At 72.2% G+C, this 15,406-nt stretch carries 16 protein-coding genes and 2 pseudogenes; 8 read left to right on the top strand and 10 right to left on the bottom strand.

Going from position 1 to position 15,406, the window contains the following annotated elements; translation table 11 throughout:
* Positions 1-406 precede the first annotated feature (406 nt).
* The 3 genes from ACH4PY_RS36915 to ACH4PY_RS36905 form a co-directional block, all read right to left on the bottom strand.
* Complete coding sequence (locus ACH4PY_RS36915; RefSeq protein ID WP_398192899.1) at positions 407-916, bottom strand: HIT family protein; 510 nt, start codon at positions 914-916, stop codon at positions 407-409.
* 11 nt (positions 917-927) lie between these two features.
* A complete protein-coding gene (locus ACH4PY_RS36910; RefSeq protein ID WP_398192898.1) occupies positions 928-1,455 on the bottom strand; it encodes a GNAT family N-acetyltransferase in 528 nt (175 codons plus the stop codon).
* A gap of 85 nt (positions 1,456-1,540) precedes the next feature.
* Positions 1,541-1,978, bottom strand: coding sequence for a hypothetical protein (locus ACH4PY_RS36905; protein ID WP_398192897.1), 438 nt, complete (start codon positions 1,976-1,978; stop codon positions 1,541-1,543).
* A 485-nt stretch (positions 1,979-2,463) separates the two neighbouring features.
* On the opposite strand from ACH4PY_RS36905, the gene ACH4PY_RS36900 reads away from it, so the two are divergent.
* Positions 2,464-3,240 (top strand): BTAD domain-containing putative transcriptional regulator, encoded by a 777-nt coding sequence (locus ACH4PY_RS36900; protein WP_398192900.1) that lies wholly within the window; start codon positions 2,464-2,466, stop codon positions 3,238-3,240.
* A 44-nt stretch (positions 3,241-3,284) separates the two neighbouring features.
* On the opposite strand, the gene ACH4PY_RS36895 is transcribed toward ACH4PY_RS36900, so the two are convergent.
* The 3 genes from ACH4PY_RS36895 to ACH4PY_RS36885 form a co-directional block, all read right to left on the bottom strand.
* Positions 3,285-4,010, bottom strand: coding sequence for a flavin reductase family protein (locus ACH4PY_RS36895; protein ID WP_398192896.1), 726 nt, complete (start codon positions 4,008-4,010; stop codon positions 3,285-3,287).
* Positions 4,011-4,067: 57 nt separating this feature from the next.
* The gene (locus ACH4PY_RS36890; RefSeq protein ID WP_398192895.1) at positions 4,068-6,182 is read right to left on the bottom strand and encodes a tetratricopeptide repeat protein; all 2,115 of its coding nucleotides are present in this window, start codon (positions 6,180-6,182) and stop codon (positions 4,068-4,070) included.
* A 98-nt stretch (positions 6,183-6,280) separates the two neighbouring features.
* Positions 6,281-7,645: a hypothetical protein gene (locus ACH4PY_RS36885; protein WP_398192894.1), complete on the bottom strand. Its 1,365-nt coding sequence runs from the start codon at positions 7,643-7,645 to the stop codon at positions 6,281-6,283.
* A 502-nt stretch (positions 7,646-8,147) separates the two neighbouring features.
* On the opposite strand from ACH4PY_RS36885, the gene ACH4PY_RS36880 reads away from it, so the two are divergent.
* Positions 8,148-8,591 carry an RICIN domain-containing protein gene (locus ACH4PY_RS36880; RefSeq protein WP_398192893.1) on the top strand — a complete coding sequence of 148 codons (444 nt, stop codon included), beginning with the start codon at positions 8,148-8,150 and terminating at the stop codon, positions 8,589-8,591.
* 159 nt (positions 8,592-8,750) lie between these two features.
* Entirely contained in the window at positions 8,751-9,302 is a 552-nt protein-coding gene (locus tag ACH4PY_RS36875) for a DinB family protein (RefSeq protein WP_398192892.1), read from the top strand.
* Here ACH4PY_RS36875 and ACH4PY_RS36870 read toward each other — a convergent pair.
* A complete protein-coding gene (locus ACH4PY_RS36870) occupies positions 9,277-10,134 on the bottom strand; it encodes a class I SAM-dependent methyltransferase (protein WP_398192891.1) in 858 nt (285 codons plus the stop codon). The genes ACH4PY_RS36875 and ACH4PY_RS36870 overlap by 26 nt on opposite strands.
* Before the next feature lie 27 nt (positions 10,135-10,161).
* A pseudogene (locus ACH4PY_RS36865) lies at positions 10,162-10,691 on the bottom strand (NUDIX hydrolase).
* A 98-nt stretch (positions 10,692-10,789) separates the two neighbouring features.
* Between ACH4PY_RS36865 and cutA the strand changes: the two are divergent.
* Positions 10,790-11,116 carry a divalent-cation tolerance protein CutA gene (gene cutA / locus ACH4PY_RS36860; protein ID WP_398192890.1) on the top strand — a complete coding sequence of 109 codons (327 nt, stop codon included), beginning with the start codon at positions 10,790-10,792 and terminating at the stop codon, positions 11,114-11,116.
* Positions 11,117-11,119: 3 nt separating this feature from the next.
* Here the strand turns inward: cutA and ACH4PY_RS36855 are convergent, their stop codons facing one another.
* Positions 11,120-11,965 carry a hypothetical protein gene (locus ACH4PY_RS36855; protein ID WP_398192889.1) on the bottom strand — a complete coding sequence of 282 codons (846 nt, stop codon included), beginning with the start codon at positions 11,963-11,965 and terminating at the stop codon, positions 11,120-11,122.
* Between the two features lie 87 nt (positions 11,966-12,052).
* Between ACH4PY_RS36855 and ACH4PY_RS36850 the strand changes: the two genes are divergently transcribed.
* The 4 genes and pseudogenes from ACH4PY_RS36850 to ACH4PY_RS36835 all read left to right on the top strand — a co-directional run bounded on the left by ACH4PY_RS36850 (position 12,053) and on the right by ACH4PY_RS36835 (position 14,680).
* Positions 12,053-12,418 (top strand): transposase, encoded by a 366-nt coding sequence (locus tag ACH4PY_RS36850; RefSeq protein ID WP_398192888.1) that lies wholly within the window; start codon positions 12,053-12,055, stop codon positions 12,416-12,418.
* Between the two features lie 64 nt (positions 12,419-12,482).
* On the top strand, positions 12,483-12,908 hold the full coding sequence (locus tag ACH4PY_RS36845; RefSeq protein ID WP_398192887.1) for a hypothetical protein: 426 nt from the start codon (positions 12,483-12,485) through the stop codon (positions 12,906-12,908).
* Between the two features lie 13 nt (positions 12,909-12,921).
* Positions 12,922-13,440, top strand: a complete 519-nt coding sequence (locus ACH4PY_RS36840) for a hypothetical protein (RefSeq protein ID WP_398192886.1) — start codon at positions 12,922-12,924, stop codon at positions 13,438-13,440.
* A 359-nt stretch (positions 13,441-13,799) separates the two neighbouring features.
* Positions 13,800-14,680, top strand: a pseudogene (locus ACH4PY_RS36835) (IS630 family transposase).
* A gap of 28 nt (positions 14,681-14,708) precedes the next feature.
* Here ACH4PY_RS36835 and ACH4PY_RS36830 read toward each other — a convergent pair.
* Positions 14,709-15,203 (bottom strand): hypothetical protein, encoded by a 495-nt coding sequence (locus tag ACH4PY_RS36830; RefSeq protein WP_398192885.1) that lies wholly within the window; start codon positions 15,201-15,203, stop codon positions 14,709-14,711.
* Positions 15,204-15,406 lie beyond the last annotated feature (203 nt).

Here is a 15,406-nt window from a genome sequence, read left to right as displayed (position 1 = left end):
CGACGCATCCCCGGCGCCTGCGACGGCGAAGGCACCACCGGAGCCACGTACCGCTGCGCCACCAGCCGTGAAACCGCCGCATTCCCCGCCACACCAGCCAGGAGTTGGACGGTCTGACGGCTCATCCCCTGCCCGGAGGGCGCCGGGAGCGAGGGCGTGGGCTCCTGAGGGGCAGGGCCGGGCGCGGGCGGGCGTAATCGGGCCTTGTCGGGGGCCCTCTCGGGGGTGCCCTTCACCGCACCACTCCCGTCGCGCGCTCACCCGGCGTGTGCCTCCTCAGGGTCAGAGGGAGGGGACGGCTCCGGGAGGGGCGCACGGGCAGCACATCGGCGCGGAGAAGGGCGTCCGTTCGGGAAGGCCGAGAGGGCAACGCGGCCCGGCGGCTCCCCGGCGGGAGAGCGCAGGATCAGCCCGGAATCCCGAGTGCGGCGATCGCGGCGCGCAGCCGTACGGCCATGGCAGCGGCTTCCTCCGGCGGCACCGCCAGCACACCGCTCTCCGTCATCAGGGCGTGGAATTGCTGCGAGCCGTACGGGACGCCGGGCGGCAACCCGGCGATGTGCCAGTGGAGATGGGCGTTGCCCTGCTGGCTGCCGAGGGAGTAGAGGTACGTGCGCTCGGGTGCGCAGACGTCCTCGACGGCGAGGGCGACCGTACGGACAACGAGCATCAGCCGGGTGTACGCGGCGGCGTCCAACTCGCGGACGGCGTGCTCGACATGGGCCTTCGGGGCGACCAGGACCTTGCCGGGGACGGTGGGCCAGCGGTCGAGGAAGGCCACGTGGTCGTCGTCCTCGTAGACCGTCTCGTGGACGTAGTCCGGGTGCCCGGAGACGACGGCGCATACGAAGCAGGGGCCGCGCCGGGCCCGTTCGGTGTACGCGGCGAGGTCGATGTCGTGCCGGTCGGCGGGCAACGCTCCTCCCTTCAGAGGCTGTTGAACGGTTCGGCGTAGGCGAAGGGGCCGCGCAGGGCGGGGGAGTACGTGGTCAGGGTGCGGATCTGGAAGTACGCGCCCCAGGCCGGGTCCGGCGGGGTCACGCCGAGGTCCGTGGCCGTACGGAAGCCGAAGCGGCGGTAGTAGGCGGGTTCGCCGAGGAGGGCGACGAGGGGTTCGCCGAGGGCGTCCGCGGCGCCGAGGACGGCGTGGACGAGGGCCAGGCCCACGCCCCGGCGCTGGTGGCGGGGGTGGACGCTGAGGGGGCCGAGTCCGAGGGCCGGAACCGTACCGACGTGGCCGCGAGTGCACAGGACGTGGCCGACGACCTCGGAGCTGGAGTCGGCGATCGCCACGAGGGACAGTTCCGGGATCCAGGCGTCGCAGACCCGCAGCGCGTCGAGGAGCCCGGCCTCGACGGGCTCGGTGTCCGCGGGGGCGTCCGCCTTGGCGAAGGCGGCGGCGGTGAGGGCGCGGACGGCGGGGACGTCGGTGGGTTCTTCGCGACGGATCAGCACCGGCACATTCTGCGGGCGGACCGCCGCCCCCGCAAAGCGATTCGACCCGGCCGGGCGCGGCCCCGACCGGCCGTCGCACCGCCGGTCAGGCCGATGCGTGCCCGTCCGCCGGGGCGGTGACCGTGGCCACGGACCGCCGCCGCAGCCCGTCCGCGAGAAAGGTCATCTCCACCGAACTCCCCGTCAGACCGGGCCCGTTCAGCTCGTCGACCAGTCGCCGGGCCTCGGCGATCGGCACCTCCCACACCTCGCGCAGCGCCCGCAGCACCGGGACGGGGCTCGCGCCGCGTTCCGCCACGCGCAGGCGCACCGCGCCGTGTTCGGCCAGCAGCGCCCGCCTGACCTCCGCCGGGGCCGGGCCCGCTCCCGTCTCGCACCAGCCGTCGGAGCACGTGCCGCAGTGCCCCTCGACGCCCCAGCGCAGCTGGCCCCCTTCGACGAACTGCCCGACGTCACGGACCAGTACGCCTCCGCAAACGGTGCACGCCGAAGTGATTGTCGCTCCCTGGGTGGCGGTGATCACCGTCGTCTCCTCATGGGATCCGGTCCGTCCGTCCCCGCCATGGTGCCCTTCGGGCCGCCCGCGCAATCGTCCGGTGCGGAATGGCTGGAATCATGATTTGTCTTGAATTCTGCTTCAAGCCTGGCTGTCGGTGTGGCAGAGTCCATCCACATCAGCTGGCAAGGGAATACCGCATTCCGGACGGGTGCTCAAGGGCGCCTCCGGATCCCTTCGGGTGCCGCCGGGGTCCACCGTGGTCCGTCGCGGCCCACCCGGCACAGCGTGTGCGGTGTCGCGGCGCGGGAGTACGGCCCGTGTGGTGCGGCATCGCGCGGATATCGATCGGATCAGCACCCGGATCAGCACCGCCGTCACGATCAGACCGATGCCTCAGAATTCGGAGACCTGCTGTGGTCAGTCAGCTCTCTTCCGCGTCGCAGGAGCAGAAAAGCGTTGCCGAAGGGCTTTGTGAGGAGCCGCGCTATTTCGTGCTGGGGCCGGTGAGCATGCACAGGGACGGCAGGCCGTGCACGCCGAGCGCGCTGAAGCAGCGGGCGCTGCTCGCGCTGCTGCTCCTGTCGGCCAACCGGCCTGTGCCCAACCACCGGCTGGTGGAGGGGCTGTGGGGCGCGCGGCCGCCGCGTGCCGCCGCGGCGACGTTGCAGATGTACGTCACCGGGCTGCGGCGCGCGCTCGACCCCGCGCACGGCGCCGCACGGCGCGACCCGCGGCACCATCCGCTGCTGGCCACCGAGGCGACCGGCTACCGGCTGCGGGTGGCGCCCGGCGAACTGGACCTCGACCGCTTCCGCGCGCACGCCGCCGCCGGGCGCCGGCATCTCGCGGAGGGACGGTGTCGGCAGGCGGGGGAGGCCTTCCGGCGGGCGCTCGCGCTGTGGCGCGGGCGCCCGTTCGCCGATCTGGAGGGCTCCGGGCAGTTCGGCGCGTTCGGGGTGCGGCTGGAGGAGGAGCGGCTGGCGCTGCTCGGCGAGTACCTGGACACCGTGCTGTGCCGCGGTGAGAGCCACGAGGTCGCCGACGCGGTCGGCCAGCTCCACGAGTTGTGCGCCGCGCACCCGCTGCGGGAGTCCTTCCAGGAGCAGTTGGTACGGGCGCTGGTACGGGCCGGGCGGCGGGCCGAGGCGCTGGCCGTCTTCGCGAAGGTGCGCGGCATGATGGTCGCGGAGCTGGGGATCGAGCCCGGTCCGCGGCTCAGGGCCGCGCAGCTCGTCGCCCTGGAGGCCCGCGAGCCGTACGCGGCGGCGCACCGCAACTGCACCTGAGCCCGGCGGGGGGCCCGGCTCCCGGGGCGGGGCCGCCCGCGCCGTCACCGCAGGACCACCGCCGCGCCGGAGGGACCTTGCACGAGGCCGGGCTCCGGACCCGGCCCCTCCGCCCGGCCGGGCCTCCTCGCCGGGCCCGGCTCCTCCGCCGGGGCCGCGAGCTGCCAGCCGAGCCGGCGCCGGTAGTAGACCAGCGGCTCGCGCCCGTTCCCCGCGTCCCGGACGCACCGCACGACCTCGCCGATCACGACCGCGTGGTCGCCGTGCGGGAAGACGGCCGCGGCCACGCAGCCCAAATACCACGGCACGTCCGCGAGCCGCGGCACCGGGCCGTCCCAACTCCACCGCACTGAAGCGAACTTGTCCGCGCCGCTGCGCGCGAAGGCCTCCGCCGTACGGGAGTCGGCGCCGCCCAGCACATGCACCCCGAAGGGCGCCCCGGTCGTGAACGCCGCGTACGCGCGGGCGGACGCGGCGACGGTGAGCAGGACGGACGGCGGCGCGACGCTGTACGAGCACACCGACGACACCAGCAGCCCGCACGGCGCCCCGTCGTCCTGCCGCGCGGTGACCACGGCGACGGCGGAGGCGAGGTGCGCCATGCTCTCGGTGAAGACGGCGGCCAGGTCCGGGCGCGCGCCCGGGACCGTACCGCCGCCGGGGACCGCTTCCGTACCGCCCGCTTCCGTACCGCCCGCCGCCGGTGGCGTCGCCGTACCGCCGCCCGGCGCCGTACCGCCCGGGACGGGACGGGCCTCCGGGGGCGCCATCGGTCCCCGCCCCGCCGCCGCCACCGGGGCGGGCGGCGCAACCCGCGGACCCACCCCCTACACCCCGGCCCGCTCGCCGCGCAGGCACGACGCGTGGTGGGTGCGGGCGTCCTCGTCGTCCGTCTCGGCGAGCACCGCCGCGAAATCGTCCGCCGCCTCGGCGAAGCGCCCGGCGGCCTCGTGGACCAGGCCGCGGTTGTAGCGGATGGCGACCGAGCCGCCCAGCTCCACCGCGCGGTCGAAGTCGGCGGCGGCCGCTGTCAGATCGCCCGCCCCGAAGGCGAGTTCGGCCCGCAGCGCCCATGCCTCGGCCAGGTCCGGTTCGGCGGAGAGGGCCGCGTCGAGCGCGTCGCGCGCTGCCTCCGACTCGTCCTGCTCGGCCAGCAACCGGCCCTTGAGGCACAGCAGATGGGCGTGGCCGGGGGCCAGTTCCAGCCCGGCGGCGATGTCGTCGAGCGCGGCCCGCGCGTCGCCCAGTTCGGCGTGGATCCCGGCGCGGTTGAGGAGCGCGTCGACGTTGCCGGGCTCCAGCACCAGCACGCGGTCGAACTCCCGCAGCGCGCCCTCGATGTCGCCCAGCTCCAGCCGCGCGTCACCGCAGTTGTAGTGGGCCTCGGGGAAGGGCGGTTCCAGGGTGAGGGCGTGCTCGTAGTCGGCGAGGGCGTCCTCGGTCCGGCCCATGCGGCGCAGGATGTTGCCGCGGTTGAAGTAGTGGTCGGAGAAGTCGTCGTCGATCTCCATGATGTGCGCGTAGTCGTCGAGCGCGTCCTCCAGGCGCCCGCTCATCGCGTTGACCTGGGCGCGGTTGTAGCGCAGGCCGACGCGGTGCCAGCTGCGCTCACCGAGGCCCATCTCCTTGTCGAGCCGCGCGATGCCCTGGTCGAGCAGCCGCAGCGCCTCGTCCATGCCGCCGGTGCGGGTCGCGATGAGGGCGAGGCCGTTGCGGTTGAAGACGGAGAAGAACGTCCGCTCGGCCGGGTCCTCCAGCAGCGACGCGATGGCGATGGCCTGGTTGACCCAGGCCCGGGCCAGTTCCGGGTCGCGTTTGGCGGGGGCGTGGTGGCGGGCGTAGAGCATCGCCGTCTCGTAGGCGAGCTTCATGTGGACGGTGGGGTCGAGGCTGGTGCGCCGCGCGGCGTCCTGGAGTTCGCCGGATTCGTCGGGGCGGCCGCCCGCGGCGAGCGAGACGCCCGTACCGCGCGTCAACTCCCACCACTCCTGCGGCTGTTCCACCGGATCGACGAGCGCGAGCCCGCGCCTGCCGTACTCGACCGCAGTGCCGTAGAGCCCCAGGTACTTGCAGCGCTCGTGCGCCCGGATCAGCGCCGCGACGCCCGCGGTGCGGCGCTCGCTGCCCCGCTCCAGGTGGTACGTGAGCGCGCCGAGCCGCAGCGACGGCTCCGACTCGGCGCGGACGGCGAGGAGTTCGGCCCGTGCGTCGTGCAGGGCGGCGCGCTCGGCGCCGTCCAGCGCCTCGTAGGCGGCCAGGGCCGCGGCGTCGTCCCGTACGCCGTCGGAGTCGACGTACGCGCGGGCGAGGTCGGAGGCGTCCGACTCCCGTGCGGCGGGCCCGGGTTCGCTCTCCCCGGCGACGGGCTCGGTGTACGCGGCGAGGGCCGCGGGCAGCGACTCCGACACCGGTCCCGGCGTCTCCTCGACCCCGCCGGGAGCCGTCTCCACCACGACGGTCAGGACGTCCGCCGGGATCCGCCGCAGCAGCACCGCCAGGAACTCCCGGTCGGTGGCGTCGGCGTGCTCCACCTCCGTGACGACGAGCGTGCGCGGCCCGCCGCCCAGCCCCGCGAGGTGGGCCTGCAGGAAGTCCACCAGGCCGTGCGCGACCCGCAGCGAGTGCAGCCGCGCCGGGTAGCGGCTGATCGCGACCGCGCCGCCCTGCGCCGCGGCCTCCAGCGGCCGCTGGATCGCGGGCACCAGACCCAGCAACTCCGGTGTCGTCTCCTGGAGTTCGATGCGGTGCCGGTACGCGAGCGCGGGCTCGCGGCGCAGCGCCTCCGGGGCGATCTGCCGCATGAGCGTGCCCACCGCGGAGTACGGGCCGCGCAGATTGCGGTGCGCGCTGACGCGCGCGAGCGGCGGCGGCAGCGGCAGACCGGCACGCACCCGGTCGCGGTCGGCCCGAAGCGGCGCCTGAATCCAGTAGTGGGTGCCCATGTGCCTGCCTTTCGACGCTCGTTGCTCGTTTCCGACGGTGGTGCGGGGTCGTACGCGTACGGGTGGTGCGATGCGCCCGTGGGGCGGCGGGTCGTACGTCAAGAGGTCAGCGCGCTGCGGGCGGTCCCGGCACGGCGGCGGCGGGCCCGGTCGCGCAGCGCGATCCACAGCGGCAGCAGCATCTGGCCGAGCAGCAGCGCGAGGAAGCCGACCGCGTCCAGCAGCCGCAGCACGCCCGCGTCGCCCGAGGTGAAGCGCCGCACGGAGCCCGCGGTCATGTCGACGAAGACCGGCAGCAGCGCGAAGAGCGTGGTGGCGAGGCTGACGGTGTAACCGCCCAGGACGAGCCACGCGTACCAGCGCGCCGCCTTGAGGTCGACCGGGTGCGCGCCGCCGACGTCCCGCACCCGGTCGCGGCGGCCGAGCAGCCGCCACAGCCGGTTGCGCAGGGTGCGCAGGGCCACGCCGTGCAGATCGACGTTGCCGAGCACGGTGGTGATCAGCACGTAGATGTCGGTGCGCAGGTAGAAGAAGAACTGCCACAGCAGCCGGGTGAAGGTCGCGAAGGCGACGCCCAGGCACACCCGGGCGGCCACCGGCGGGGCGGCGTCCGCGGCGCCGAGCACGTACGCGAGGACGACGAGGCCGCACAGCACGAGCACGTCGGCGAGCATCCCGGCGAGGATCGGCAGGATGCGCTTGCGGCGCGGCACGGCGGCCAGACCGTCGAGGGCGGTCTCGACGACGAGGAAGTAGAAGCGGTAGGACATCGAGACCCTGGAGCGGATCGCGAGCCGCCGCCCGGCGAGCGCGTGGAAGATCTCGTGCAGCGCGATCAGCGGGGTGACGGCGACCAGCAGGGTCAGGTTCACCACCGTGTAGTACGAGCTGAACACCATGTCGTGGGAGTGCGGCAGCAGCGTCGGCGAGCGCAGCGTCAGTACCGCCGCCGTCACCACGAGCGCCGCGTAACAGGCCCACGCGAGAGGGGAGAAGGCCGCCCGGCCGAGCCGCTGCCAGCGCAACGGGCCGTTCTCGGCCGGGGCTTCGTCCGCCTCCCGGGTGAACCCCAGTTCGTCCAGGGCCTCCAGCACGTCGGCGACGTCGGCGCGCTCGCCGTACTCCGCCTCGTAGCGCCGCGCGGCCTCCGCGGGGGTCGCGCCCGCCTCCAGCCAGCGCACCAGCTCGGCGCCGTCGGGCGGGAAGATCGCGTACGAGTCGATGTCGGCGCGGCCGATCGTCACGCCGTCGGCGTCGTCGAGATAGACCAGCGGGTGGAAGTGGACCGGCTCGTCGGCCCGGTGGTGGACGGTGGCCTGGTCGGCCGGTGCGATGTGTCCGGCCGCGTCAGCCGTGCCGGGTTGCCCGGTTTGCCCGGCCTCCCCGGCTCCCCAGGCCTGCCCGGCCTCGCCGGCTTCGTCGGCCTGCTCGACGTGTTCGGCCTGCTCCGTCTGTTCCGGCACCGCTCGACCTCGCTTCCCGGGCCTGCGCCGTACGTGCGCGCGTCGTCTCGTGCTGCCGCTACGGGCGGCGGATGCGCCGCCGTCCGGCAGCGAAGTGGCCGCTGCCGGACGGCGGTTCTACCGGACTACCCGGCTGCCTCGGATCAGGCGGCGGGGTAGACGTGGCAGCCGGAGGTGGTCAGACGGACCGGGCCGGCCTTGCGGATCACGATCTTCTTCATGGCTGCCTCCTTGAAGGGGGAAACGGAACGTGCGACCACCACACTCGGTGCCGTCCCCAGAAGGTCCCCAAAGCCCGCCCAAACCCCTGCCCCCGCAGGGGCGGTCGAGGGCGCGTGCGCGCACGCCGGGGCGTGTCCGTGGCGCCTATTCGGCCGGGCGGGGCGATCTCACCACGAACGAGTGACGAAATGTCACGCTCCCGTAAATTCTGGGACATACGGCCGATATTGTTCGAGTGTGATCGGCCCCCAAGTGGCCGATCGGAACAGGAGGTTCACCCATGCGTATGGGTACGGTGCTGGGCACCATCGGGGCCGCCGGCGCCCTGGCACTCGCGATGTCCGTCCCGGCCAACGCCGCCACGTCGCGCTTCGTGAACGTGTCCACCGGCTTCTGCCTGGACAGCAACGGCAGCGGCAACGTGTACACGCTGGGCTGCAACGGCGGCAACTACCAGAACTGGGACGTCCAGAGCGTCGGCGGCGGCGCCGTCCAGCTCAAGAACGTCTCCACCGGCTTCTGTCTCGACAGCAACGCCAGCGGGAACGTCTACACGCTCGGCTGCAACGGCGGCAACTACCAGCACTGGCTGAAGCAGGACGTCGGCGGCGGCGCGGTGCAGTTCAAGGACGTCTCCACGGGCTTCTGCCTGGACAGCAACGGCAGCGGGAACGTCTACACGCTGGGCTGCAACGGCGGCAACTACCAGCACTGGAAGTCCTGACCCCTGCCCGGTGATCTCCCGGCCCCCGTGCTCCGCGGGGGCCTTCTTGCTGCCCCGGGCGCCGCGCGCGGACAATGCACGGCTCCACCACCTCGACCGCTCGGGGGAGGGCGACCGCACCGGTCGTACTGTCCGTGCCGTCCGCTAGGGTCTGCGGCCATGACCGGGACCACAGCGGAAGAATGGCCGGAACCCCCGCTCGCCGGGGACGAGGCCGCAGCCGTCCTCGGCGCCCTCGAACGCCAGCGGGCCACGCTGGCGTGGAAGTGCTCCGGCCTGGACGCCTCCGGCCTGCGCACCACACTCGGCACGTCCGCGATCACGCTGGGCGGCCTCCTCAAACACCTGGCCCACGTGGAGGACAGCCACTTCGCCCGGCTGTGGCTCGGCACACCCACCGGTGCCCCCTGGGACCGGATCGACTGGGAGGCCACCCCCGACTGGGACTACCGGTCCGCCTCCGCGGACACCCCTGAGCAACTCCTCGCCCTCTGGCAGGAGTCGGTCGCCCGCTCCCGCGCCGTCGTCGCCGAAGCACTCACCACAGGCGGACTCGACCAGTTCGGCGCCTACACCACCCGCAACGGCGAACGCCCCAACCTCCGCCGTATCCTCCTCGACCTCGTCGAGGAGTACGCCCGCCACGCCGGCCACGCCGACCTCATCCGCGAATCCGTCGACGGCCTCACGGGCGAGGACCCGCCGACGTGACCCCCGCGTCCCCGTGACCGCCTCTCCCGGCCGCACGTCCCACGGCCAGCAGGTGGGAGCTGGCGGCGAGGAGTTCGGGATAGGGCTCGGCCAGGCGGGCGGCGGTGAGGGCGGATTGGACGAGGGCGTCGGCGGGCGGGGCTCCCGTGGCGTGCTCCACGGCTTTGAGGAGTGACCAGCTCGGGCCCTCGATGCCGAAGACCTGGACGTCGTGCAGCCCCGCGGCGCGCAGCTCGGCCGCCAGCTCCTCCGCGCGGTGGAAGTAGGAGACGGTGAAGCCGCGGCGGCCGTCGTAGGTGGCCGTGGCGAGGATGTCGGCGATCGAGTCGCGCAGCCGCGGGGTGTGCAGGTGGGCGAGCGCGGTGTGCTCGAAGACGGACGCGTAGCGGTTGATCCCCGCCGCCGCGACGAGCCCCCCGGGCCGCACGACCCGCGCGGCCTCGCGGAGCGCCCGGAGCCGGTCGTCCCGCTCCGGCAGGTGGTAGAGCGGCCCGAGCAGCGTGACGACGTCGAACGCTTCGTCCCCGGCGTCGAGTTGCCGCGCGTCCCCGAGCGAGGCCGCGCACACCCGGCGGGCCTGCTCGACGTGCCGGGGCACGGGATCGACGAGCTCCACCTCGTACCCGTCGGCCACCAGCCACCGCGCGTGCACGCCCGTCCCGCCCCCGACGTCGAGCACCCGGGCGGGCGCCTCCGGCAGGAACCGCCGCAACAGCTCCTGCGTGCGCAGGAGTTCCAGCCGCCCGTCGGCGGAGGACGTCAGCCGGGCGTCCTCGTCGAAAACGTCGGTGTAGAAGGCGGTGACCTCGGGGGCGAGTTGGGGGGACGGCATGCCGGGATTATCCCTCCGCGGGACCTCTCAGGCGTGCATGTGGTGGAGCAGGAGGAGTGCGGCGACGGCATTGGCGGAGCGGATCTCCCCGCGTCCGACGAGCGCGGGCACGTCGGCCAGCGGGACCCACTCCCGCCGTTCGTCCTCGAAGCCGTCCTCCGGATGGCCGACGTACTCGGCAGTGCTGGACCAGTAGACGTGGTGGCGGCCGTCAGCGAGGCCGTTGGAGGGCTCGACGGTGAGGAGGTGGCGGAGCGGGCCGGGCCGCCACCCGGTTTCTCCAGCATCTCGCGGGCGGCTGCCGCCTCGACGCCCTCGCCGTGCTCGACGACCCCCGCGGCCAGCTCCCACCCCCAGGAGTCGGTGATGAAGCGGTGCCGCCACAGCAACAGGGCCTCACCGGCTGCGTTGACGATGGCGGCGAGGGCGACCGGGCGCTGCCGGATGAGGTAGTGGTCGAGGTGGCGGCCGTCCGGGAGCTCGACATCGGCGAGGTCGAGGGTGAGTCAGGGGTTCTCGTAGGCGGACTTCTCGCCGTGGTTCTTCCAGACCGGCATGTATGCGCTCCGTTCGAGATCGGCTGCCTCGGTGGCCGACACGCCGGCGTGTCGGCCCGGCCGGTGGGCGGGTGGGGCTGCGTGGCTAGGGTCGAGGCATGACCGACTTGGTGCAGGTGTCGACCGCGGCCGCCACGCGGGAGCAGGCGGTGCGGCTGGCGGAGTCTGCGGTACGGGCGAGGCTCGCGGCGGGGGCGCAGGTGGCGGGGCCGGTGGTGTCGGTGTTCTGGCACGGCGGGGAGTTCGGGACGGGTGAGGAGTGGCAGGTGCTGCTCAGGACCACCGCTACGCGGTATCCCGCGTTGGAGGCGCATCTGCTGGAGCACCATCCGTGGGAGAAGCCGGAGGTGGTCGCGGTGCCGATCGTGGCCGGGTCGGAGGCTTACCTGCGGTGGGCCGCGGACAGCACGGAGCCGGACGCGTAGGCGTCAGACTGCTGCGGCCTTCTCCAGCACCGTGTCCACGGCGGGGAGGCCCCGGTGCGCGTCCAGGCGCTGGAGGAGGGGTGCCAGCCGAGCGCGGGGGCGGACGGAGGCGACGCCGTGCGCGAGGTCGAGGGCGCGGACGGCTGTGGTGGCTGCTTGTTCGACTTCGCCTGCGGTGAGGTCGGTGTCGCCGGCTTCGGTGGCGGCGCTGTGGCTCTCTTCGTAGAGGCCGCGCGCGTCCGCGGCCCGGCCTCCGTCGAAGGCGGCCCATCCGGCTTGCTGGGCCTGCTCGGCAAGCACGGACAGCAGGTCGCGGCGGGTCTGCTCGGCGTACGTCGAGTCGCGCAGCAACGCCTTGGTGGCCTGGTGTTCGCCGAGATACACACGGTAGGTGTCGCCTCCGCCAAGCACCTGGTCCAAGCGTCGCAAGCGGGCGGTGCGTCGGCGTAGCTGGTTCGGCAGCTCCGAGCCGAGGCGTCGGCCCGCTGTGGGGCGGGACAGTTCGGGCAGCGTCGCCGCCAGCCCCGCACCGGTGCCTGCTCGGAGAAATCGCCTGCGCTCCACGGGACTGTCGTCCTCCTCGCTCGTACGGTCACGTGCAGGAACGGGCTCGCTCTTCTCCCAGATTCGGGGCGCGAGTCCGAGCATGCGGCCGGGGATGCGCAGGGCGTCCGCGACGCGGGCGATCTTCTCGAAGCTGGTGACGCTTCCCTTGCCGCGGGCCGGCGTGCCGACCCGCTCGGGCTTGATGTCGCACTCCGCAGCGATCTTCGAGTAGCTGATCCCGGCCAGTTCACGCGCGAGGCGGAACACCGTCCCGATGTCGTGGGCGGTGATCGCGGCTCGCATGTCCGCTCGTTCGAGGATGGCGCGCGGTAACGCGGTCGCTGGTCGGTATCCGGTCATCGCGCTGTCCCGTCCTGCCAGTTCAGCCGAGTGTGCGAGTCGAAGGGCTTTGGCTGGCGCGACTTCCGCGACCTGATCGTCCGCGCTCGCATCCAGCTCGGCGGGCCGATCGTGCTGGTCTGGGACAACGTCCGCCTGCATCTGACGGCCGGCATGCGCGAGTTCATCGACGCGAACGCCGGGTGGCTCACCGTGTTCCAGTTGCCCACCTATGCCCCGGACCTCAACCCGGCCGAGGGCGTCTGGTCACTGGTCAAGCGGGACATCGGCAACCTCGCCGCGGCCGACCTCGGGCAGATCACCCGCGCCGTGAAGCGCAAACTGAAGATGCTGCAGTACCGACCGGATGCCATCGACGGCTGCCTCGCCGGCACCGAACTGGCCCTGGACCTGTGAGCGTGGGGTCGACCGACCCGAAATCGTTCGAAGCCCAAATCTGCTGGTCAGCTACGGTGGCGGCATGACTGACAGCCTGCCCAAGGACGTAGCCGACGTGCTTGACCTCGTCCTGAACCCGGACGATCCCGTTCACGTCGCCCTCCGACGGCAGGTGCCCCAGCTCAGGGTGGTCTCCCGCTGTGAGTGCGGTTGCGGCACTGCCTACTTCGGCCTTGACGCCGACGCGGTGGAGCCCGCGCCAACGGGCCTCGGCACCGTCGTGCTGCCGACGTGCAGCTGTTCACCGAAACCGGCAAGTGCTGTCGGCGTACCAGCACATGTGCATCACCTCGTACGGGCGAAGGTGCACCGTTTCTGGCGGGGTGACGAGGCGGGGCGGCTCGCCGAGCCGGCTGTCACCTCGGCGAGCGGACCTGCTGAACCCGCCTCACCGGGCTGCGACGGACAGCCGGGGCGGCCCCGGTGGACGCAGGAACCTGCCGGGTGACACGCTCGGCTGCGTGATCGTACTTCGAGCCCTGGCCGAGTTCGGCTCCACCGCAGCCGTCGGCCCGCTGCGCTGCGGCGCGAAACTCAACGACATCGCAGCGGCGCTCGGACCGCCGTGGGACATCGGCCGGGTGAGCAAGCAGCGGCGCTGGCCACACTTGTTCTCCTACGGAGACGTCGAACTTTGCGTGTGCCGCTGCCGCCGCGTCACGATGATCAGCGTGCAGACCTGGCGGGACACCATCGAGCTTCCCACCTCTGGGACGAAGTCGTTCGCCACGTACGCAGGACCCCTCACCCACGCGCAGGTCACGGCCGAACTCAACGCGATCGGCTGCCGCTTCAACCCCGTGACACTTCACCAGCCACCCGGACAGCTCGCTCTGCAGGCGGAGTCGACGGGGACCACTTTCACCTTCCGGACCGAGGCCGACTCCGAGCCCCTTCTGGACAGCGCCGGCCACTGGATCAGCACCCACGAGTGCACGCCCCCGGAAGCCGACGACCCGGACGACGGCTTCGGTGCGTGATCGCAATCCACCCGGCCGCAACCGACAAGCAGCCGCCTGCTGACTGGAGCACACGCATCTGTACCTGCCGGAGCCTTCGGAGGAGTACGCCGACAAGTGCCCTGGCGAGGTCCTGGTCTTCGCGCAAGGCGGCTACCTCTCATGGCTGGAGGTCTGCTCTTGGAGCGATGACGTCGAGGTGAATCTCGCCGCGGCGCGGGGCTGGCTACAGCCACCGTCCTGAACCCGAGCCGGTAACAGCCGGCGGTCTCGGAACCTGACGCCGTCACCACGAGTCGACCGACATCACGAGTTCAAGTTCAGTAGTGTCGCGTGAATGGAGTCCTTGGACGGTGGCTTGCGGCGCGGTTGAATGGCCTATGCCTGTCGCCGTGCCGTTGGTCATCTCCGATGCGCACCGTAAGGATCTGCGTTCGTGGGTCCGTTCGCCGTCGTCCCCGTCGGGGCTGGTAAAGCGGGCCCGGATCGTGTTTGCTCGCCTCGGAGGGTGCTTGCAACACCGAAATCGCGCGGCGGTTGGAGCTGTCCCGGCAGACGGTGGTGACCTGGCGGGGCCGGTACCACTCGGCCGGCCTGGCCGGGCTGGAGGACCGGTCGCGCTCGGGCCGGCCTGGCACGGTGGACGAGGCCGAGGTGGTGGTGCGGACCCTGGATGGCCCGCCGGAGAACTCGGTGTGCCCCACTGGTCCTCCCGGCTACTCGCCGCAGATCCAGGCGCTGGACCGGACCGCCCCGATGCTGCCGGTCCGGCCGGGCCCGGCAGAGCGGCGCACCCCATGACTACGTGCGCCACGGCACCACCACTCTGTTCGCCGCCCTGGACGTCGCCACCGGCAAGATCACCGCCGACGCCTGCTACGACCGGCACCGCAACGACGAGTTCCTACGCTTCCTCAAGCAGGTCGCCAAGGCCTACCCGAGGGTGAAGCTGCACGTGGTCGCCGACAACTACGCCACCCGCAAGCACTCACGGGTAAAGACGTGGCTGACGAAGAACCCGCGGATCACCCTGCACTTCACCCCGACCTCCTGCTCCTGGCTGAACGTGGTCGAGATCTTCTTCGGCATCATCACCCGGCAGGCGATACGCCGCGGTTCCTTCTGCTCCGTGCCCGAGCTGACCGACGCCATTCGCCGCTTCATCGACGCCTATTACGAACGGGCCCAGCCGTTCGCCCGGACCAAGACAGCTGACCAGATCCTGGCCCACGCGCGACCTCGGAGCACGGGCGCGATCTGAGCGGTTCGAGCCGGTTCCGCCCATCCGCTCATGCCTCAGCGCCCTGGGCGACATCAAGGGCTCGGTACTCGTGCCGCCGCCCAGGGACGGCAGTCGGCCCGGCAAACCACAGGGTTCGAGCCGTGCCGGGGGCAACCCTTTCGGCAGAATCGCCCGATGCCGAGCCATGGCGGTTCGCTTCGATACGCGCGTGTGCGCAGACCACGAAGCCGTCCGGCTGAGACGAAGCGAGGATCAGGCACAGCGGTGGCTGGCGCTGTAGATCGTAGATGTCGGCCGCCGACCAGGCGAAGATCCTCTCGCGTTCGTTCGGCTCGGCGGCTCGGACGGTCAGCGGCTCGAACCCCTGGTGCAGATTCGTGGCCGCGACGCCGTCGAACCAGGCATCGACGGTGTCATCTCCAGCGAACCGGGCGATGCTTCGAAGCAGCAGCATTTGGTGGCTGACGGAGTAACGCCAAACCCTGAAGCGCCTGGCCACGCTGAAACTCGCTGCCCAAACGCCCTCACTCTGTTCGCTCATCCGTACATGCTGATTGGTCAACGCAGCCCGAGCAAGCCGCGCCGGAACACTGTCTCCCACGCGGAAGACGAACAGGCCTCAGCGTCTGAAGACTTAGTTCACGAGACACTAGTCTTCTGAGTCAGGAATTTCGTTCATATCTGTAGACTTGGCCTGTGGCACGGACGGGTCGGCCGAAGGCCGAGTTGGTGTTGTCGGTTGAT

Source organism: Streptomyces sp. NPDC021224, assembly GCF_044332905.1.
Lineage (GTDB): Bacteria > Actinomycetota > Actinomycetes > Streptomycetales > Streptomycetaceae > Actinacidiphila.
Note: the sequence above shows the minus strand (reverse complement) of the source record. Positions and strands in the feature narration are given on the sequence as shown.